This window comes from Nakamurella sp. PAMC28650, from assembly GCF_014303395.1.
GTDB lineage: Bacteria > Actinomycetota > Actinomycetes > Mycobacteriales > Nakamurellaceae > Nakamurella.
The window spans coordinates 376,852-396,381 of the sequence record NZ_CP060298.1 but is presented as its reverse complement, the minus strand read 5'-3'; the positions used below and the strand labels follow the sequence as shown (position 1 = coordinate 396,381).

Here is a 19,530-nt window from a genome sequence, read left to right as displayed (position 1 = left end):
GCACCGTGGTCCTGGAGCTCGACGGGTTGCAGTGGGCGAGTGAGAAGAGTGTGGCCGAGGCTGCGTTGGGCCGACAGTTGGGTGTGGTTGCTGTGCAGGTGAACCCGGACAGCAACGACCAGGCAGACCAGGTGATACCCTCGGGGGGTATCGTATAGTCAGGTCCGGGCAGGAACAGACAAGGACCGCAGGATGCATGGGTACAGCGCTCACAAGGACGACTACATCAAGCGGCTCTCGCCGCCGCGGCCGTGGAAGAGGCCGGCTACCAACTCACCGCCGGCTCCCTGCGCTGACCTTTCCGCCCACCACCCCGTGCTGTGCCCTCACCCCTCGCCCGGCCCACAGATCAGGAGCAGCTGGTGTCCATTGCGCCCCACGTCCCCACCTCGCCGACTTCCGGCCAGGCGCCCCTGGATCAGATCGACCTGCAGATCGGCGGGATGACCTGCGCCTCCTGCGCGGCCCGGATCGAGAAGAAACTGAACAAGCTCGAGGGAGTGACCGCAACGGTCAACTACAGCACCGAGGTGGCGCAGGTCCGCTTTCCCACCACGGTGCAGCCGGCGGATCTGGTGGCCGAGGTGGTCAAGATCGGTTACACCGCAACCTTTCCGCCGCCACCGCGGGCAGCCGAGCCCGAAGATCCGCCGACGAGTACTGACCGGGCCCGGGCGTTACGGCAGCGGCTGCTGATTTCCCTGGCGCTCTCGTTACCGGTGATCGTGCTGGCGATGGTCCCGGGGTGGCAGTTCGACAACTGGCAGTGGGCGTCGCTGGCCCTGGCCGGTCCGGTCGTCATCTACGGCGGACTGCCCTTTCACCGGGCGGCTTGGACCAACCTGCGACACGGCGCTGCGACCATGGACACGTTGATCTCGATGGGTACGTTGGCCGCGTTCGGCTGGTCGGTCTACGCAATGTTCTTCGGCACCGCCGGCATGACCGGGATGCGGCACCCCTTCGAACTCACCCTGACCCGCGGTGAAGGTTCGGGGAACATCTACCTGGAAGCCGCCGCCGGCGTCATCACGTTCCTGCTGGCCGGCCGCTATGTGGAGGCCAGGTCCAAGAAGGAGGCCGGTGCGGCGCTGCGGGCGCTGATCCAGCTGGGTGCCAAGGATGTCGCGGTGCTGCGCGGCGGCGTGGAGACCCGCATCCCCATCGAGCAACTGGCCGTCGGTGACCTGTTCGTGGTCCGGCCGGGGGAGAAGGTGGCCGCGGACGGGGTGATCACCCAGGGTCGGTCCGCGGTGGACAACTCGTTGATCACCGGTGAGTCGGTACCGGTGGAAGTGGCGGTCGGCGATGCGGTGATCGGCGCCTCCGTCAACTCCGGCGGACGCCTGGTGGTCCGGGCCGCCCGGGTCGGGGCCGACAGCCAACTGGCGCAGATGGCGAAGCTGGTCACCGATGCGCAGAACGGCAAGGCGCAGGTGCAGCGACTGGCGGATCGGATCTCGGGCATCTTCGTGCCCGTCGTCATCGGATTGGCCCTGGCTACCCTCGCGTTCTGGTTGATCATCGGGGCCGGGGCCGCGGCGGCGTTCACCGCGGCCGTGGCAGTACTGATCGTCGCCTGTCCGTGCGCGCTGGGGCTGGCCACCCCGACGGCCCTGATGGTCGGCACCGGCCGTGGAGCCCAGCTCGGCATGCTGATCAAAGGCCCCGAGGTGCTGGAATCAACTCGGCGGGTGGACACGATCGTGCTGGACAAGACCGGCACCGTCACCACCGGCCGGATGACGCTCACCGGTCTGGTCTCTGCAGAGGGTGCCGCCGCCGACGGCGACCCGGAAATGGATGTGCGGCGAATCCTGCGGTGGGCCGGAGCGTTGGAATCGGCCTCGGAGCACCCGATCGGGCGGGCGATCACCGCCGCGGCGCGGGCCGATCACCCGGAACTGCCGCCGGTGCAGGACTTCCGCAACATCCAGGGGCTGGGCGTACAGGGAACCGTAGAAGGGCACGGCGTGCTGGTCGGACGAACGGCATTGCTGGAGCAGTGCTCAAGTCCGCTGGATCAGCAGCTGATGCAGGCCAGAACCGCAGCGGAGGCCGCCGGCGTCACCGTCGTCGCAGTCGCTGTCGACGGCACCGCACGCGCTCTGATCAAGCTTGCCGATACCGTCAAACCCACCAGCAGGGCGGCGATCGCCCAGTTCCGGCGGCTGGGGCTGACCCCGATTCTGCTCACCGGGGACAACCAGCGCGTCGCCGACGAAGTCGCCGCCCACGTCGGGATCCTCCCGCAAGACGTCATGGCCGAGGTACTGCCGGCGCAGAAGGTGCAGGCCATCAAAGACCTGCAAGCCACTGGTCGGGTGGTGGCGATGGTCGGCGACGGAGTGAACGATGCCGCCGCGCTGGCTCAGGCCGACCTTGGTCTGGCCATGGGCACCGGTAGCGACGTCGCCATCGAGGCAGCAGATCTCACCCTGGTGCGCGGGGATCTGCGGGTGGCCGGAGATGCGATCCGGCTGTCCCGTCGGACCTTGGCCATCATCAAGGGAAACCTGTTCTGGGCGTTCGCCTACAACGTCGCAGCCATCCCGCTGGCCGCCGCCGGCCTGCTGAATCCGATGATCGCCGGCGCGGCGATGGCGCTCAGTTCCATCTTCGTGGTGACCAACAGTCTGCGGCTTCGGCGTTTCGCTCCGGCTCTGAGCGACCCACCCGCCACCTGACCCGTGATGATTTCCCCGTCGTCCCGGAAGTGAGCTGCGGCGGCTGCACCCACTGGGGCAGCTGTCCGGCGGGCGGGCCGCCCTCGACGGCAGTGACACCTCGGCAGTGAGGGAAGAAAATCAAGGGTCGAATGTCATCAGCATCATGGGCTGAAGATCGGGCACGAGAGTCGTTGTGCCGCAGCTCTGCCCCTCAGAACATGGTGTGCTGGAACGATGTTCACATCTTTGATGCCTCGACGTTCCGGTGTCCTCCCCCTGGTGTTCCTGGTGTTCCTGGTGGGTCTGGCGGTGGCCGGCTGCGGCGGCGGTCAATCCGCCGGCAGCAGTCAGTCCGCCGCCCAGGCTGGCGCCGGAATGATGGGCGGGAACGCTGCCAGCCAGCACGGCTATCCCGGCATGATGGCCGCGGGTCCGGGCTACACCTACTCGCAGCTGTCATGCTCTGCCCCGAGTTCACTTGCGGGGCAACGGGTCGACGTCACACTGGCCGACATGGGTATGACGACGATGATGGGCGGCGTCGCGCCCATGAGCTCCCGCATGATGCTGAACGCCAGCCCGGCCACCGTCGCAGGGGGCCAGGTCAGCCTGGTGGCATCGAACGTCGGGTGGCGCACCCATGAGCTGGTGATTCTCCCGCTGACCGCGTCCGCCACCTCCGGCCAACGGATCGCCGGGTCCGACGGCAAGGTCCCCGAGACGGGCAGCCTGGGCGAGGCGTCCGGTAGCTGCGCCGCGGGGGCCGGCCAAGGCATCACCGCGGGTCAGGTCGGCTGGGTCACGCTGACCCTGGCCCCCGGCCGCTACGAACTGGTGTGCAACCTGCAGAACCACTACGCCGACGGGATGCACCAGGAGTTCACCGTCAACTGAACTGAACCGCCGCCATCGCCGGCTCTGTGGTTGTCGGCGCGGCCAAGGCCGGTCATGCGCTCGTGCTGAGCAGTCGATCGGACGCTGTCCACAGCCGTTCGGCGTTGTCGGGGTCCAGCGCGTAGGGAGCGACGCCACTGGCCCAGCCGTTGCCGTCATGGACATGGACGGCTTCGTTGTTGTCCTCGAAGTAGCGTCCGCCGATCCCTTCCAGTAGGGGTGACGTCGCGGCCGTGATGGTGGTCGCCGCTCCCTGTTGGGGCGTCTTGCGCCGCTCGGCGGGCGTCCGCAGCCCCCCGGTGTGTCGTTGCAGGTTGGTCGCGATCGCACCGGGCATCACCGCGTTGGCGGTGATCCCGTCGCGTGCCCAGTGGTTGGTCGCGGCGACGGCGAACAGCACGGTGGCTGTCTTGGATTGACCGTAGGCCAGCAGCGGGTCGTAGGGCCGGTAGTTGAAGTTGATGTCGTCGAAGACAACCGGCGAGATCAGGTGCCCGCTGGAACTCAACGCGACGATTCGGGCTCCCTCTTGCGCAAGGGCCGGCTGCAGGCCGGTCGCGAGCGCCAGATGACCGAGGTGGTTGGTGGCGAATTGCATCTCCCATCCCTGCACGGTCCGTTCCAGTGCTGGTAGGGCCATCACGCCGGCGTTGTTGATCAGCAGGTGCAGAGGCCCTCGCCAGGTCCTGACGAACGCATCGACCGAGTCCTGGTCGGCCACATCCAACGCCGCCACTCGAACCCTGGTGCTACCGATGGCGGCGTTGATGTCGGACGCCGCCATCTCGGCGGCGCCGGGCCGGCGGACAGCGAGTGTGACGTCGGCGCCGGCCCCGGCCAGAGTGCGTGCAGTCTCCAGGCCGATGCCGCTGCCGCCGCCGGTGACGACGGCTCGCCGCCCGGACAGGTCGATCCCGGTGATCACGTCGGCAGCGGTCGAGCTGAAATCGAAGGGTGTGGTGATCCGAGCCATGAGGTCTCCTCGGGTGCGATGTGATGATGACCAACCCCAGCATGGGCCGCCGAAGGAGCCGGAAAAATGGGCAATCGTCATGTGCACTGATCATTTGCAGCGATCAATCTGGTGTGACCGGTGGAGCCGCCGGTACCCTTCGGAAGAATGGAACTGCGCGAGGTGGAGGCCTTCGTGGCGGTCGCGACGGAGCTTCACTTCGGGCGGGCAGCGGAGAAGCTGCATATGGTCAGCCGACGCTCAGTGAGCTTGTCCGGCGTCTCGAGCGGCAGCTTGGAACGCCGTTGTTCACCCGCACGACGCGGCGGGTGGCACTGACCGGCGCCGGGTTCGAACTGCTGGGCCGCGCGAAGGTCATTCTCGATGATGTCGCATCCGCCACGGCAGCGGTGCGACGAATCGCCCATGGTGACGCCGGGACCTTGCGGCTGGGAATCACGCCGCCCGTCGCGCCGATCCTGGCCCCGCACCTGCGCCAGGCGCTTGCAGCCCGAGCGCCCGACGTCGAACTCACCCAGCAACGCATGTGGTTGCCCGATCTTGCCCGCGCCATCGCCGACGGCACCATCGATGTGGCGCTCACCTGCGGGCGGATACCGGAGGCCGCGGGTGTCGTCGGTGAGATGTTCTGCGGCGAAACCCTTCTGGTCGGCCTACGGGAAGAGCATCGCCTCGCGGCCCATCAGCAAGTGGAACTGGCCGAGCTGGCCCGCGATGTGCTCGGAGCGCCCAGTGATGCGCTGTTCCCGGCGTGGGCGCTGGCGCAGCGACAGGCACTCGCCGAAGCCGGCAGTTCGCCGCTGGCGGTGGTGCTCGACGCGACGGACCTGTCAGCGACGGCATGGACGGCGCAGACCGAAGTCGACTGGATCCTGATGACCGGGTCCGTCCTGGCGGCCCCGGAGGGCACCGTTGCCCGGCCAGTGGCACCGGCGCAGCTGGTCCCCTACACCCTGCAGTGGAACCCCGACCGGGCGCAGACCGCAGCCGTCGCGCGCTTCGTGCACCTGGCGCTCACCGTCGAGGTCCCCTCTGGTTGGCACACCCTGCCGGGCCACCTACGCCACGGCAACGAGCGGGCCCGTCCGCCATCGAAAACTGATTGATCGGCAGCGCCGAACACTGTCAGCGCCGACTGCCCCTTTTTCTTCTCGGCGAGGCGTCCCAGGCTCCACAGGTCAGCATCGTCGACCACAAGGAGACCCCCGTGACCAACTCGATATTTGCACCGTCGGCCGGACCAGCACAGACGTCAGCCGCGGATGCCCGACGGCCGAGCGCCCAGGCAACCACTCAGCCCTCTGCGGGATCATGGGGAACGCTCGCGCTCATCGGCGCGGTCGGCGGCGCCCTGTCCGGACTCTTCGCCATCGGTGGCGGGATCCTGATGGTCCCGCTGCTGGTCTGGCGGGCAGGGATGGACCAGCGGCGCGCCGCCGCCACGTCCCTGCTGGCGATCATCCCGGCCGCGGTGGTCAGCTCGGCAACCTACCTCGTCCACGGCGACGTCGACGTGATCGCCGGGGTCTTCGTCGCCGCCGGGGCGGTCATCGGCGCCCTTGTGGGCAGCCGCCTGTTGCGCCGGTTGCCCCTGGCATGGCTGCGGTGGATGTTCATCGTGTTCATTCTCGGAATCGCGGTTCGGCTGCTGCTGGTCGAACCGGGCCGGGGGGAGAGGATTCCGCTGACCCCGTGGGTGGTGTTCGGGTACGTGGCCCTCGGGTTGGTGATGGGCGTGGCGTCGGGCCTGTTCGGCATCGGCGGCGGCATCATCGCCGTGCCGTTGCTGGTGTCGGCGTTCGGCATCGGACAGCTGGTCGCCAAAGGCACGGCGTTACTCGTCAGCATCCCCACCAGCGTCGTCGCCACCGTCAGCAACCGCCGCGCCGGGATGGTCGACATCCGCGCCGGCCTGATCATCGGTGCGGCGGCCGCCGCGGCCTCCGTGCCCGCGGTGTACGTGGCGGTGTCCATCCCCGCCGCTACCTCATCGGTCCTGTTTGCAGTCCTGTTGCTAGCCGTGGCCGCCCAGCTCACGGTGAAGGCAGCGCGTCACCCCCACAGCGCATCGTGATCACGGGCTTGCTGGCGGTCGCCACATTCGGTTCGACCCTGTCCGGTGGGCTGTTCACCTTGGGCGGCAGGTACCTTTCAAGTGGCTGTGGAGTCCTCTGCAGCAGCCGTTGAATCCTGATTCGTCAGTCAGTTGGACCAGCCTCCTGAGTGCTCGGACACCGGGGTGTGAGCCACTTCCCGGGAAGTGCCGGACAGCAGGGCAACACCGGGGCCGTCGAATCAATCGAAGAGGCACAGCTGATCCAGCTCGCTCAGGCCTGCGTCCCGGCGTACACCGCGAGTCTTGTGGAATGGCATGGTGACCGCGGAGTACTACCGTTTTTGTGGACACCGGCTCAGCTCACCAGATCCTGAATTGTCTTGAATACCTACCTCAACTCGGCCGGTGTCAAACAGCTCAGATGGGAGCGACGACGTTGACGGTTGTAGCGATATTCAATCCAATTGAACGCCCTCCTTCTCGGAGCTTCCGCCGACGGCTACGATACCGAAGAAAGCTATGCGACCTGCATTTGTAAATCGGTCAGCCAGCTGCCCGATCCACCCGCCAATGAGCTACGTCCGAGATGCCAAGGACTTGATCGATCAATGGAGATCACGGCGGTCCAACAACCCCGCACGTTGGCGGCGTCGGCCTGACGGATATCGGCCAACGCTTCGGGGTCACTCCGGACCGCGAGGCCCCCCTCGAGCTCCGCGAGATCCGGGCTGATGACCACGGCCGCATCCCGCACGTTGCGCGCGATGATGACCCGTTCCGCGGTGTGCGGGGTATGAACTTGGCGGTGGCCGCCAGTAGCGGTGCGACGTATCGGACTGCGTCGTTTCGGCGGTTCCATCGACCGCCGACCATGCGGATACTGTGACTCATGGCATAACCGGGCGTGAGGCTTGGTGATCGGGGTGCCACTCCGTCCACCCGGCAGTTCGACGAGACCGGTTGGGCCGCATGTGGATCTCGGATCGGCCGAGATCTCGCACCAACGGGACCGCTGACTACGCCGATGCACTGTGGCCGGCCCGGCGGCGATACCGAACTGCACGTCCCCGTTCAACGACGAAAGGAAAGCGTCATGAGTATCCCCACCATCGCCAGAACCGACGAGATAGCTGCTGCAGCAAAGGCAGTCGTCCAGGCCGCCACCAGTTCGGAAAACCGCGTGCCCGGTGTCGTTGCCGGCCTGACCAACAACCGGGAGACATACCAGACTCAACCGGTGGTAGCAACACTCGGCTCCTGCAGTAATAGTAGCTGCTCGGCCATCGCTTCCGCCGGTGTCTTCCAGCCGAGCGTTTTGCGGGGTCGGTCGTTCAATGCATCAGCGACGGAGTCAATTTCTGCGGCGCACCAGCGGGATAGGTCGGTTCCTTTCGGGAAGTACTGACGTAGCAGGCCGTTCGTGTTTTCGTTCGTACCCCGCTGCCAAGGGCTGTGCGGATCGGCGAAGAACACCGCCATACCAGTCTCGGCCTTTAGAGAGACATGCGCGGCCAGTTCCTTGCCACGGTCCCAGGTCAACGACTGACGCAACTCCCGCTGCACTGCAACCATTTTCGCGACAATACTGTCCTTGGTTGCGGTCGCGCCGTAACCGCTCAATGCGGGACCGTTCTTCACCGGCGGCTCAAGTCCGTAGCCTTCCATTCGCGGCAGGTGCAGCAGGATCGTGAACCTGGTCATCCGTTCCACGACGGTGCCGATCGCTGACCGGCCGGTGCCGATGATGAGGTCGCCCTCCCAGTGGCCGGCGGTCTTCCGATCGTCGGCCTCGGCGGGCCGCTTATCGATCGTCACCTCCGGAGTCACGTGGCCCGTAGCTCGCTTTCGGGCTCTCGCCCGGGGGACCCGCAACGCCCGTCCGGTCCGCAGACACGGCACCAAATCGCGCTCCAAGGCGCCGCGGTCCTTGATGTACAGGGCCTGATAGATCGCCTCGTGGGAGATGCGCATCGTCGGGTCGTCGGGGAAGTCGATCGGCAGGCGGTGGGCGATCTGTTCCGGGCTCCACGCTGTCACCCACCGCCGGTCCTGGCGGTGAGGCTTGTTACGCCCCTTCCATTTTGCAACGACTGGTCCCGGTACGACAGTGCCGTCCGCGGCGCGGATGACCCCGGCCAGGCGGTCCTGGACATGGCCACGAAGCCGATCGTTCGTCACCAACTTGGCCGTCTTGGGACGGCGGGCCATCAGCTCGGCCTTCCACTGGGCAGTCGACGCTCGATACTCCAACTGGCCGCCACGAGTTGCGGCATTGCGGCGCAGCTCCCGCGAGATCGTCGATGGCGACCGACCCAGGCGGCGGGCGACCTCACGCACTCCGTTGCCCTGCGCTGTCAGCAGAGCGATGTCCTCTCGCTCAACAAACGAGAGATATCTGCCCGACGGGGGCTGCAGTTCAATCAGCGGCATGCCGCCACTGTCGCGGAACCAACGCGTCCCGACGGGCCCCGACACGCCGCACGCCGTCGCGGCGTCTTCGCTGGTCATCCCTTTCGCGATGTTGCGCCAAAATACCCGTTCGACATCCCGGCGGGCCGGCGGCCGCCCGGGCGACCGCATCGCCGGCCGCCCGGTCATCGACATCATCCGATCCGAAGCTGGACCCATTGCAAGACCTCCACTCTCGGGAGTGTTGCGACGACCAGTTGAATCCGCCCATTCTACCTCGGCGCATCAGGCGTTCGCGATCTCGGCACCGGCGTCCCGATGACGACCGACAGCGTCATGGCGATCTTCTCCACCACGAAGGCGGTCACCGGGACGACCGCTCTTCAACTGGTCGAGGAGGGCAAGCTCGATCTGGATGCGCCGGCCAAGGAATACGCGCCGGCGATCGGCGAGATCCAGGTGCTCGACGGTTTCGACGGTGCGGGGAACCCGGTACTCCGGGCACCGAAGAGTGATATCACCACGAAGCAGTTGCTCCTGCACACGGCCGGATTCGGTTACGACTTCTTCAACGAGCAGTACAACCGCCTCGCCACCGACCACGGCCAGCCCAGCATCGTCGCGTCCACCCGCCGGGCACTGATGAGCCCGCTGCTGTTCGACCCCGGCACCGAATGGGAGTACGGAAGCAACATCGACTGGGCCGGTCAGGTCGTCGAGGGCATCACCGGCAAATCGCTCGGAGAGGTCATGCAGGAGCGAATCTTCCGGCCGCTGGGCATGACTGATTCGGCGTTCCCACTGAACGAGGAGACCCGCTCCCGCCTGGCCACCATGCACCAACGGGAAGCCGACGGCAGCCTGACGCCCACCGAGTTCGTCCTTCCGGATCCCGAGGTCCACATGGGAGGCCATGGACTGCACTCCACGGTCCCGGACTACCTGAGGTTCATCCGGATGTGGCTGAACCGGGGTGCCTCCGATTCCGGAGAGCAGATCCTGCATCCGGACACGGTGGACATGGCCGTCCAGAATCAGCTCGGCGACCTCAAGATCAAGATGCTGCCGGGCGTGATCCCGTCACTGTCCAACGACGCGGAATTCTTCCCCGGGCAGCCGAAGTCCTGGGCGTCGACGTTCATGGTCAACGACGAGGAGGCTCCGACCGGTCGCCCCGCCGGCAGCATCGCCTGGGCGGGCCTGGCCAACCTGTTCTACTGGATCGACATCAGGAATGGGATCGGCGGCTTCTGGGGCACCCAGATCCTCCCGTTCGTCGACGGTCCCTCGGTGGGCGGTTATCTCGAGTTCGAGACGGCCGCCTACCGCGCCCTGCGGGGCTGAGCATCATCGGGCAGGGCTGACGGCGGTGGGTACCGGTGGACGATCGACCATCGGTACCCACCGGTGACAGAGTGCCTTCGAGCGCGCCTGGCCGCGGCAGTCGTCGCCGCCACAGAGCCCAAAAATGCAAGGTGGCCGTCAAGCTGTCTTCGGATAGATGACGGATGCAACGTTTGAGGACCCTGGCGGCATTCAATGAATGAAGGTGATGACGGGCAAGGAGCAATTTTGGAGTTCGAGGGGTTCGTCAAGGCCGAGTTGGCCGGATTGACCAGGTTCGCCGGAGTACTGGCCGGCGATCGTCAACTGGCTCACGACGTTCTCATCGACGCGCTGCTCGTGGCCTCCGGGCGCTGGGCCGATATCGGACCGATGAGCAACCCGGTCGCCTACGTACGCCGGATCATCGTCTTCACGTTTCTGGCTGACTATCGGAAAACGCTGCGGCGGAGGACGACACCGTCCAGTGACAACGGCCTGCTGGACGTGTCCCGACAAGATGGCACCGGCCAGGTGGACAACCGGCGGCTTCTGGATGGCCTGCTCCGGCAGTTGCCGCGGCAGCAACGCACCGCGGTGGTGCTGCGCTACTACCTGGACTACGACGACACGACCGTCGCCGAAGCCATGCACACCTCGACCAGCAGTGTGCGGTCCAACATCTCCCGCGCACTGGCCAGCCTCCGCGTGACCCCGGACATTTTGCAGCTCAAGGAGGACTTCGGATGACCACGACCCATGACCGCCGCGACGCACTCCGCAGCCAGGAGCATTACGCCCCAACGGAGATCGACATCCTCGTTGAACTGGATCGCCGGCGTCGGCCGCGCCGGCGCACCCCGCGTTGGAGCGCAGGTCTGGTCGCCGCAGCCGCTGTCGCCGCCATCATCGCAGTCACTGCCGTCGCCGGCGCGCACACTGCCGCACCCGCTACTCGCAGTACCATCGCCGCGACCTCGACGACTGCGGCAGCCACCTCCAGGCAGCACAGCAGTACCCCCGCGCAAGTGGCTGAGAAGCGTGAACAGCAGTCCGCCCAGCAGCAAGCCCAACAAGCCGCCGACCAGGCCGAGAAGGCGGCCGCCGCTGCAGCCTCGCAGGCTGCGGCAGTCGAGAAAGCGGCCGAAGCATCAATCGGGCAGGCCGCGGCAGCGGCGAAATCGTGTACGCAGGCGACGTCGTCGACGCAACTGACGGCGACCGGTCACCTCGACGTAGCGAAGATCGCGGCGGTCACCACCGCCTGCGCTCATGCCTACGGCGCAGAGCCCGGCTACGCCGCGCAGTGGGTCCAGACCACGGTCGGCGCGCTGTCCACCCTGTCGACCGGACGACCCCAGCGCGGAACCACGCCGATCGTCGTCGTTCAGATCCACGGCGCTTTCAACGGCGGCGGCCAGAACGGCGACACCCAAACCATGCGGCTCGTACTCTCCCTGGACGACAGCCTGCCGCCCGGGACCTTGACGGATGGCGACGCAGTCAACCTGGCCGCCCTCGGTGCTGTCCACCACATCTGAGCCGACACTGACGAAGAGTGGCGTCCGTCCTGGAAGCGCGGCCATCAGCTGGGCCGTGCTCGGTGCATCCCTCCATCGATTTCAGGACCGGATCACCCGGCGACTTCCGGGGGATCCAGGATTTACCTGAAGATTCCAATGCCGGTCCTGGCTGAGCCCTACGATCGGCCCATGGCGACCAACGGATACTCGATCCAGCCATTGACTGCTCACACGTGGGACGCGTTTGCCGGTCTGGTGGAGCGCCACAACGGGATCTTCGGTGGGTGCTGGTGCACCTACTTCCACCCCGAATGTGTGGAACGGGAGCCGGGCTATGAAGGCAGCCGGGCGCTGAAGAAGCGGTTGGTCGAGGCCGGACAGGCGCATGCGGCACTGGTGATGGTGGGCGATGAGGCTATCGCCTGGGCGGAGTACGGCACCCCGGACGAGCTGCCGAACATCCATCACCGCAAGCAGTATCTCGCCGAGGCCGACGTCACGCCCGACTACCGCATCACCTGCATCTTCGTCGACAAGCGTTACCGCAGGCAGAGTTACGCCAAGGTGGCTCTGGCCGGCGCGCTCGATCAGATTGCCGCGCAGGGTGGCGGTGTCGTCGAGGGGTATCCGCACGAGACCGGCGAAAAGAGGATGAACAACTCGTTCGTCTACAACGGAACACGCCCGATGTACGAGCAAGCCGGCTTCGAGTTCGTCCGCTCCAAGGGGATGAGGAACACCGTCATGCGCCGCACGATCCGACCTGCCTGAATCTACCCAATCGGTGTCGGACCCCAGCGATCCTTTGATGACGCCAGGGCTTGAATCAGCGGTAGGTTCCCGACTCGTCGGCACTACTCGAACCTGAGCATCTTCGACGTGAGTCGACCGATGAGCTCCACGGCATCCTGTGGAATCTTCCGCTGTTCGTCTACATGACCATCGAAGTGACGCCACTGGCGGCCCACCCGTCCAAGATCGACGCCGACTGAACCGTCCGCCGGTAAAAGGAATGTCCAGACGCGAGGTCGTGGCTGGACTGCTACACGGTCCCTGCCTGCATCACCTGGCCGCGGTAGCTCTCGATGATGGCGTTGAATTCATCGCGTTCAAGGGCGGGCACGCCCAGGAACATCAGCGTGGCTGCGATCTCCATCGCCACCGCGTCGAAACCGGCGGGGTCGATCGACAGGCCGTCGTGGGCGGCGATCATGTCGCGTCCGAGGTAGCACTTCGGTCCGCCGGCAGCCTCGATCGACCAGGCGGTGACCAGAAATTTGTAGCCGGGGCCGTTGGCGGCGTTGCCGTGGTGGGCGTGCACTCCGGCATTGGCGTTGACCAGAGCGTTGGCGAAGAGCCGGTCGACCAGCACGTCGACCGCCCCGGCGATCGCGTAGGCGCCGCCGAGACGCTCGTACAGAGATGCGTCCTCCGGGACCTGTTCGGCTGCCTCGGAAATGTCTCCGACCTCGGTGTCGGAATCGATGATCTGGGTCATGGCACGTTCCTTTCGATCTTCTTCTTCTGCTCGCCCGCGGGTTGCGGGGAGCATCTGGTCTCGGGGGTCAGCTGGTCGGTCAGCTGACGGAGTCGGTGACGGAGATCGGCCAGCTCGGAGGGGTCGAGTCCGGTGTCGTCGGCGACCTTGGCCTGGGCGGCGGCCGCGGCCTTCTGCAGTTCGCGGCCGCGTGCGGTCGCGGTAACCATCACCTGGCGGCGATCCGAGCCCGCGGCGCGGTGGACGAGGCCGGCCACGTCGAGACGAGCGACCAGCGGCGTCACCGCGTGCGAGTCGAGTTCGAGACGACGAGCAATCTGCCCGACCGTCGCACGGCCGTCCTGCCACAGGATCAGCATCAACAAGTATTGGGGGTAGGTCAGGCCGATCGCCTCGAGCAAGGGACGGTAGCGACGTGTGATCGCATGGGTGGCGGCGTACAGCGCGAAGCAGAGCTGGTCGTCCAGGCGCGGGAAGTGTTCTGCCGTGCGACGATTCATCTCTTCTCCTCGCTCCTGTGAGAGGGACCACGCCGACTAATTCATTATGCGTGACACGTTTCGTCAAGGGGCCGGCGTCATGCAATCGGGCCCGGAGGTCAGGAGGCCCGGCCGGAGCTCGTGGACCGGAGCATCGTCGGCGCCAGATTGTTCACACCACGATCGGCTGATTCGCATCACCCTTTTCTGGGCACAGCGACGTCGATGGCAAGTCCGGGCGGGGCGGCATCTGTTCCTCGATCGAGACGGCCGTCCGATTCCCCAAATCGATCACACCGCAACGACTTCATTGGAGTACGCCTGATGAGCGCAGTCACCCAACCCAGGACCGCAGGATTGAATGGTCACCGGATGCACGCGGGCAACGTGGTGCGGGCGGGTGTCGCCGAGGCGGTCGGCACCTTTTTCCTGATCTACACGGGCACCGCGACTGCCGCCGCGGGCAGCCTGGGCAAATCGACGGCCGGGACACCGCCGGACTCCCTGGCGGTGGCATTGGCGTTCGGCCTGGTGCTGGCCGCACTGGTCGGCGGGCTGGGCCAGGTGTCGGGGGCGCACCTGAACGCTGCAGTCACCCTGGGGTTGGCCGTGACCGGCAAGTTCCCCTGGCGCTACGTCCCGGCCTATCTCGGATTTCAACTGCTCGGCGCGATCGCCGGCGCCGCCGCGACCTGGGCGACGTTCGGTAATGCCGCCCGCAACCAGACCCACCTGGGAGCGACCGTCCCCTCCACCGGGGTCAGCGACGTCCGGGCGTTCGTGGTCGAAGCGTTGATCACCTTCCTGCTGGTGTTCGTCATCATGGCCGTGGCGACCGACCCGCGGGTACCCGCCGCGTTGGCCGCACCCTCCATAGGCTTCGCTCTGGTCGCCGCGGTACTGATCGGCGGCGGGATCACCGGCGGCGCAGTCAACCCCGACCGGGCATTGGGTCCGGCGATCATGTCCGGCACCTTCACGTCCCTGTGGGTGTATCTGCTGGCCCCGGTCGTCGGCGGCATCGCCGCCGCACTGCTCTACAGCAACGTCGTGGCCAAAGCCAACGCTCCGACCGTCGAACTCGGCGATCCGCAGGCAGGTACGGCCGCCGGCGACCGCAACCTCACCACCGGCACCGTGAGCTCCCCGACCTCCCGATAGACCCACTGCAGCCGGTCACCCGCCGGTCGACGGGGGTGAGCGGAACAGGTCCTGCAGGTCGACGTCCGGGTCGGTCTGCACGAGCACTTCATCACCCGCCTGCAGGACGGTGTTGCCGCGGATCTGTACGAGTTGCCCGTCGCGGCGGATCATGTTGATCCACGCGTCGTCACCGATGTTCAGATCGGCGACGGTGCTGCCCTCGGCCCGCGCTCCCGGTGCGACCACGCACCGGTAGACACCGTCGGGCTCGCCGGTGAAACGCAGGCCCAGGGCGAACGGTTGCGGTTCGGCCGTGGTCATCGGGACACTGAGGAGCCTGGCGAAAGTCGGGACCAGACCGCCCTGGACCACCACGGAGATCAGCACGACGACGAAGATGATCTCGTAGACCCGGCGGGCATCCGCGCGGCCGACGCCCAGGACGTAGGTACCCAGAAGGATTGGCACCGCGCCTTTCAGACCCGCCCACAGCACGAAGGCACGTTCGCCGCGGTCGAGTTTGATACGGGCGGTCACTGCACCCACCAGGATCGGTCGGATCACCAGGATCAGGATGGCGGCGATGGCGAGCCCCGCCCAGAACACGTCCGGTCGGATGGCATCGCGCACCGAGATCGACAGCCCCAGCACCGTGAAGGCCACGATTTCGCCCAGCCCGGAAAGGCCCGAGGTGAATCGCTCGACCTCCCGTTTGAACGGAGCGCGGACGTCGCCGATCAAGATTCCTGCGACCAGCACCGCGAGGAATCCGGAGCCGAACAGCAGCGTCGCCGCGGCGTAGACGACGACGGCGGCGGCGGCGAGCCGGATCGAGTACAACGCCTCGTTCGGTAGCGGGATCCGCATCAACCTGGCCAGGCCGAGTCCGCCTGCGACCCCCACGGCAGCCCCGACCACCATCTGCAGGGCGAACTCGCCCAGGCCGGTGGCGACGGCGGTGATACCGCCGCCGGTAGTGCCGAGCAGTACCGCCATCAGCGCAATTCCGACTGGATCGTTGGCGCCGGATTCGCCTTCCAGGATGGTGCCGGACCGCCCCTGGATCTCGCGCTGGCCCAGCACGGAGAACACCACGGCAGGGTCGGTCGGGGACAGCGCCGCGCCGATCAACATCGCGGTCGTCCAGCTGAAACCGAGCACAAGGTGGGCGGTGACGGCGAGGGCCCCGGCGGTCACAATGGTCCCGGCGACGCCGATCCAGACCACCGCGCCGGCCGAGGTGCGGAATCGTTTCCAGCCGATGTGCATGCCGCCGTCGAACAACACGAAGATGAGCGCGACCGTGACGATGCGCTGGTTGATCTGCGGGGAGAGTCGCCCCAACTCCGGAAAGAGATCGGAGCCTATGGCCGCGGCGACCAGGAACAGCGCCGGCGCGGGCACCCTGATGCGATCGCTGACCCGATTGGCCAGCACTGCCAGCAGGATCGCCGTGGCCAGCAGCCCGATCAACCACGCGAACGTCCGGGCGTCACCCATCGCAGGTTCCGTTCATCGCAGTGGGCATGCTGGAATTGTCCCCGACACGCGCGCCATGATTTCCCACCCGGCAGGCGGGTGGCCTTGGATGCGCCGCTCAGATCCCGTTGAACTCGTCATCGGTGATGTGCTCGAGCCAGGTCGTGGTCGCGGTGGGGTCCGCACCGTTCTCGAGCATCGCGATGTGCTCCATGAAAACGCCCGGGGTCGCAGCGTGCCAGTGTTCCTCGCCGGGAGGGGTGTAGACGGTCTGGCCGGGGTGCGCCTCGATGATCCTGCCGTCGCGGCCGCCGAAACGACCGATGCCCTGGGTGATCCGCAGGTACTGACCCTTCTCGTGGCAGTGCCAGGCGGTGCGGGCACCCGGTGCGAAGCGGACGGTCGCGACGACCATGTGTTGATCTGTCTGGTGGGGCAGGGCGATCCGGTCCAGCCAGACGTCCCCGGCGAACTGGGCGGGCGGGTTCTTCGTCGTGGGTCCGGCGGGTTCGATGTTCATGATGAGCGTGCCTCACTGGTTGTCGGTCGGGTGAGGGCTCGCACTGCCGCGAGGGAGCCGGCCGCCAGGACGAGGATGATGAGCGCCATCGGAACTGCGGTGTGCTCGCCACCGAGCCCGGCGATCGGGGCGACGAGACCGGCCATGCACCACTGCAGGAATCCCAGGACCGCCGAACCGGTCCCGGGATGTTCGGGGACCTGCGCGGACGCCAGGGCGCCGGCGTTGGGCCCGACGAGGACCCGACCGGCCAGCCGCGCGGCGAGCAGAGTGGCCAGGGCCAGACCGACTGCGTTGGCGGCGAAGTCGACCGAGTACATGATCGGCGAGAGACCATTCGTCGACTGCAGGATGAACGCAGAGGTGGCGACGTAGGCGAACGTCACCCCCATCGAGAAGGCCATGACGACCAGGTATCCCACGAAAGCGCGATGGCCGACGACCTGCCCGGCCGCCCGCCGGAGCTGGGCCAGGCCGCCCCGGTGCCGCCGAGCCGGCGGCAGTGATTCCGGTATGCCGGTGGCGACGGCGACGATCATCAGCGCGCCGAGCGCCGCGACGACCCAGAACGACACCTGCCAGTGCGACAACTGCAGGATCACGGCGCCCAGCAGCGGGCCGACGATCGGTGCGATGCCGCCGACCCCGGCGACCAGGTTCAAGCTTCGGACCAGTTGGGGCCCTTGGGAAAGGTCGACGACGACCGCTCGAGCGGTGACCATCGCCCACCCACCGGCCAGGCCCTGCACGAAACGGGCGGCCATCATCAGGGTGATCGTGGGGCTGAACGCGCAGGCGAAGGACGCCGCCGTCATCACGAACAATGCGGCCAGCAGCGGGACGCGGCGCCCACGGGAGTCCGACACCGGGCCACCGATCAGCTGCCCCAGCGCCATCCCCACGAAGAAGGTGGTCAGCGTCAGCTGCACCTGGGTTGCGGTGGCCGCCAGATCGGCGCCGACCCGTGGAAATGCCGGCACGTACATATCGGTGGCAAGCAGCGCAATGGCACTGACCAGAACGACCGTCCCCAGAACGACTCTGGTCAACCGCACCGGCGTCTGGACGGACATCGCGGCAACACTCCACTCTCGAGGTGATCGCACCAGGTGCGGGCGGGCCGGGTTTCGCGCCGGTTCCCATTGCACCGGACAGGCCACGCCGGAGGAAGTCTCTGCCGTGACGTGTACCAGCAGGGCATCCCCCATCCGGCGTGCGGGCCCTACCGTGGTCGACATGGACATCCGAGCCGAGGTCCGCGATTTCCTCACCACCCGGCGGGCCAAGGTGAGCCCGCACGACGCGGGTCTCCCCGATGTCGGGCAACGTCGCGTCCCGGGCTCCGTCGCGGGGAGGTCGCCGCCCTGGCCGGGGTCAGCGTCGAGTACTACGCCAAACTCGAACGCGGCGCCCTGGGAGGAGTCAGCGCATCGGTCCTGGACGCGATCGCCCGCGCCCTGCAGCTCGGTGACGCCGAACGCACCCACCTGTTCCATCTGGCCCAGGCCGCCGACGGCTCCCACGCGATACCGCGACCGGCCCGCCGCAGCCGGCGCGGCTGGACCCCGCCTCCGACCCTTCAATGGGTGCTGGACTCGATCACCGGCGGCCCGGCCATCGTGCGCAACGGCCGGATGGATCTGTTGGCTACCAACGGACTCGGCCGCGCGATGCACGCCAGCCTCTACGACCGGACACCTGGTGGAGTCCCCAACTTCGCCCTCTACACCTTCCTCGACGAGGACGCGCATCGCTTCTACCCCGACTGGGACATCGCCGCCCACACGTGCGTGGCCATCCTGCGGATCGAGGCCGGACGCGACCCGCGGGACCCGCGCATGCACGACCTCGTCGGTGAGCTGTGGACCCGCAGCGAGGAGTTCCGCCGCCGCTGGAGCAGTCATGACGTCCGCCTGCACGGCGCCGGCACCAAACGGTTCCACCACAACGCCGTCGGCGAAATGGATCTCGCCTACGAAAGCATGGACATGCTCTCCGAACCCGGACTGACGCTCACCCTCTACGCCGCCGAACCCCCCTCCCGCACTGCCGAAGCGCTCGCCCTGCTCGCTTCCTGGACCACCCCGCACCCCGGGCACGACGCTGCCATCTCGATTCGCGCAGACCGACGTTGACTACACCTGTCCGCCGGAGCGCCGATTCAGCTGCCCGCCAGGCGATGTGCTCGGCGCGACCCCCGGAGGGGGCGACTCGATGTCCCGCAGTGCCAGAATGTGACGATGGGAGTGTTGCAGTTCCGAGATCGCCTCAACGAGGACGTTCGCTGGTGGGTCGACTTCGGGATGGTCATCCTGGCGATCCTGGTGATCGTCGGCCTTCTCGTAGTGGGCTGGCATACATGGGTGCCGGATCAGGTGCAGCTGCACGCCTGAGGGGCATCGTCGACCGCAGGATCGGACCGGTCGATTTTCGATGGCGCGAAACCCGGAACGGTGACCGCCCCACCCGGCTCGCGATTTTCGCGACTGGCTACCCATCGCTGAGTTATGGGCCGTCTGCCGAACGATCCTCCTTGGTCGGTGCTTGGGCACGACGCAGATCAA

16 protein-coding genes and 4 pseudogenes are annotated in these 19,530 nt (G+C 67.0%); 13 read left to right on the top strand and 7 right to left on the bottom strand.

Annotated elements, in window-relative coordinates; genetic code table 11:
* Positions 1-443 precede the first annotated feature (443 nt).
* Both H7F38_RS01755 and H7F38_RS01750 read left to right on the top strand, forming a co-directional pair.
* Positions 444-2,687, top strand: a complete 2,244-nt coding sequence (locus tag H7F38_RS01755; RefSeq protein ID WP_187094412.1) for a cation-translocating P-type ATPase — start codon at positions 444-446, stop codon at positions 2,685-2,687.
* 216 nt (positions 2,688-2,903) lie between these two features.
* Positions 2,904-3,563: a hypothetical protein gene (locus tag H7F38_RS01750; protein ID WP_187092596.1), complete on the top strand. Its 660-nt coding sequence runs from the start codon at positions 2,904-2,906 to the stop codon at positions 3,561-3,563.
* A gap of 52 nt (positions 3,564-3,615) precedes the next feature.
* Here H7F38_RS01750 and H7F38_RS01745 read toward each other — a convergent pair whose 3' ends face one another.
* Complete coding sequence (locus H7F38_RS01745; protein ID WP_187092595.1) at positions 3,616-4,536, bottom strand: SDR family NAD(P)-dependent oxidoreductase; 921 nt, start codon at positions 4,534-4,536, stop codon at positions 3,616-3,618.
* Positions 4,537-4,559: 23 nt separating this feature from the next.
* Here H7F38_RS01745 and H7F38_RS26375 point away from each other — a divergent pair.
* The 3 genes and pseudogenes from H7F38_RS26375 to H7F38_RS01735 all read left to right on the top strand — a co-directional run.
* Positions 4,560-4,805: pseudogene (locus tag H7F38_RS26375) on the top strand (hypothetical protein); the annotation flags it as partial.
* 15 nt (positions 4,806-4,820) lie between these two features.
* Entirely contained in the window at positions 4,821-5,642 is an 822-nt protein-coding gene (locus H7F38_RS25375) for a LysR family transcriptional regulator (protein WP_370531322.1), read from the top strand.
* A gap of 101 nt (positions 5,643-5,743) precedes the next feature.
* The gene (locus H7F38_RS01735; RefSeq protein WP_187092594.1) at positions 5,744-6,610 is read left to right on the top strand and encodes a sulfite exporter TauE/SafE family protein; all 867 of its coding nucleotides are present in this window, start codon (positions 5,744-5,746) and stop codon (positions 6,608-6,610) included.
* A 1,212-nt stretch (positions 6,611-7,822) separates the two neighbouring features.
* On the opposite strand, the gene H7F38_RS01730 is transcribed toward H7F38_RS01735, so the two are convergent.
* Complete coding sequence (locus tag H7F38_RS01730) at positions 7,823-9,199, bottom strand: IS30 family transposase (protein WP_187091417.1); 1,377 nt, start codon at positions 9,197-9,199, stop codon at positions 7,823-7,825.
* A gap of 75 nt (positions 9,200-9,274) precedes the next feature.
* Here H7F38_RS01730 and H7F38_RS01725 point away from each other — a divergent pair.
* The 5 genes and pseudogenes from H7F38_RS01725 to H7F38_RS26370 all read left to right on the top strand — a co-directional run.
* A pseudogene (locus H7F38_RS01725) lies at positions 9,275-10,345 on the top strand (serine hydrolase domain-containing protein); the annotation flags it as partial.
* A gap of 228 nt (positions 10,346-10,573) precedes the next feature.
* Positions 10,574-11,074, top strand: coding sequence for a sigma factor-like helix-turn-helix DNA-binding protein (locus tag H7F38_RS01720; RefSeq protein WP_187092592.1), 501 nt, complete (start codon positions 10,574-10,576; stop codon positions 11,072-11,074).
* Entirely contained in the window at positions 11,071-11,865 is a 795-nt protein-coding gene (locus H7F38_RS01715) for a hypothetical protein (RefSeq protein ID WP_187092591.1), read from the top strand. The genes H7F38_RS01720 and H7F38_RS01715 overlap by 4 nt, the downstream gene beginning before the upstream one ends.
* Before the next feature lie 171 nt (positions 11,866-12,036).
* A complete protein-coding gene (locus tag H7F38_RS01710; RefSeq protein WP_187092590.1) occupies positions 12,037-12,618 on the top strand; it encodes a GNAT family N-acetyltransferase in 582 nt (193 codons plus the stop codon).
* A gap of 84 nt (positions 12,619-12,702) precedes the next feature.
* A pseudogene (locus tag H7F38_RS26370) lies at positions 12,703-12,839 on the top strand (muconolactone Delta-isomerase family protein); the annotation flags it as partial.
* A gap of 50 nt (positions 12,840-12,889) precedes the next feature.
* Here the strand turns inward: H7F38_RS26370 and H7F38_RS01700 are convergent.
* Both H7F38_RS01700 and H7F38_RS01695 read right to left on the bottom strand, forming a co-directional pair.
* Positions 12,890-13,345, bottom strand: a complete 456-nt coding sequence (locus H7F38_RS01700) for a group 1 truncated hemoglobin (protein ID WP_187092589.1) — start codon at positions 13,343-13,345, stop codon at positions 12,890-12,892.
* Positions 13,342-13,845 (bottom strand): MarR family winged helix-turn-helix transcriptional regulator, encoded by a 504-nt coding sequence (locus H7F38_RS01695; protein ID WP_187092588.1) that lies wholly within the window; start codon positions 13,843-13,845, stop codon positions 13,342-13,344. The genes H7F38_RS01700 and H7F38_RS01695 overlap by 4 nt, the downstream gene beginning before the upstream one ends.
* A gap of 303 nt (positions 13,846-14,148) precedes the next feature.
* Between H7F38_RS01695 and H7F38_RS01690 the strand changes: the two genes are divergently transcribed.
* Positions 14,149-14,985: an MIP/aquaporin family protein gene (locus tag H7F38_RS01690; protein WP_187092587.1), complete on the top strand. Its 837-nt coding sequence runs from the start codon at positions 14,149-14,151 to the stop codon at positions 14,983-14,985.
* A 15-nt stretch (positions 14,986-15,000) separates the two neighbouring features.
* Here H7F38_RS01690 and H7F38_RS01685 read toward each other — a convergent pair whose 3' ends face one another.
* From H7F38_RS01685 to H7F38_RS01675, 3 genes are all read right to left on the bottom strand, one after another.
* Positions 15,001-16,467, bottom strand: a complete 1,467-nt coding sequence (locus tag H7F38_RS01685) for a cation:proton antiporter (protein ID WP_187092586.1) — start codon at positions 16,465-16,467, stop codon at positions 15,001-15,003.
* A 97-nt stretch (positions 16,468-16,564) separates the two neighbouring features.
* Positions 16,565-16,966: a cupin domain-containing protein gene (locus H7F38_RS01680; RefSeq protein WP_187092585.1), complete on the bottom strand. Its 402-nt coding sequence runs from the start codon at positions 16,964-16,966 to the stop codon at positions 16,565-16,567.
* Entirely contained in the window at positions 16,963-18,039 is a 1,077-nt protein-coding gene (locus tag H7F38_RS01675; RefSeq protein ID WP_187092584.1) for an MFS transporter, read from the bottom strand. Before H7F38_RS01675 ends, H7F38_RS01680 begins: the two co-directional genes overlap by 4 nt.
* A 163-nt stretch (positions 18,040-18,202) precedes the next feature.
* Between H7F38_RS01675 and H7F38_RS01670 the strand changes: the two are divergent.
* Both H7F38_RS01670 and H7F38_RS01665 read left to right on the top strand, forming a co-directional pair.
* Positions 18,203-19,101: pseudogene (locus tag H7F38_RS01670) on the top strand (helix-turn-helix transcriptional regulator).
* A 105-nt stretch (positions 19,102-19,206) separates the two neighbouring features.
* Entirely contained in the window at positions 19,207-19,359 is a 153-nt protein-coding gene (locus tag H7F38_RS01665; protein WP_187092583.1) for a hypothetical protein, read from the top strand.
* Positions 19,360-19,530: the final 171 nt, after the last annotated feature.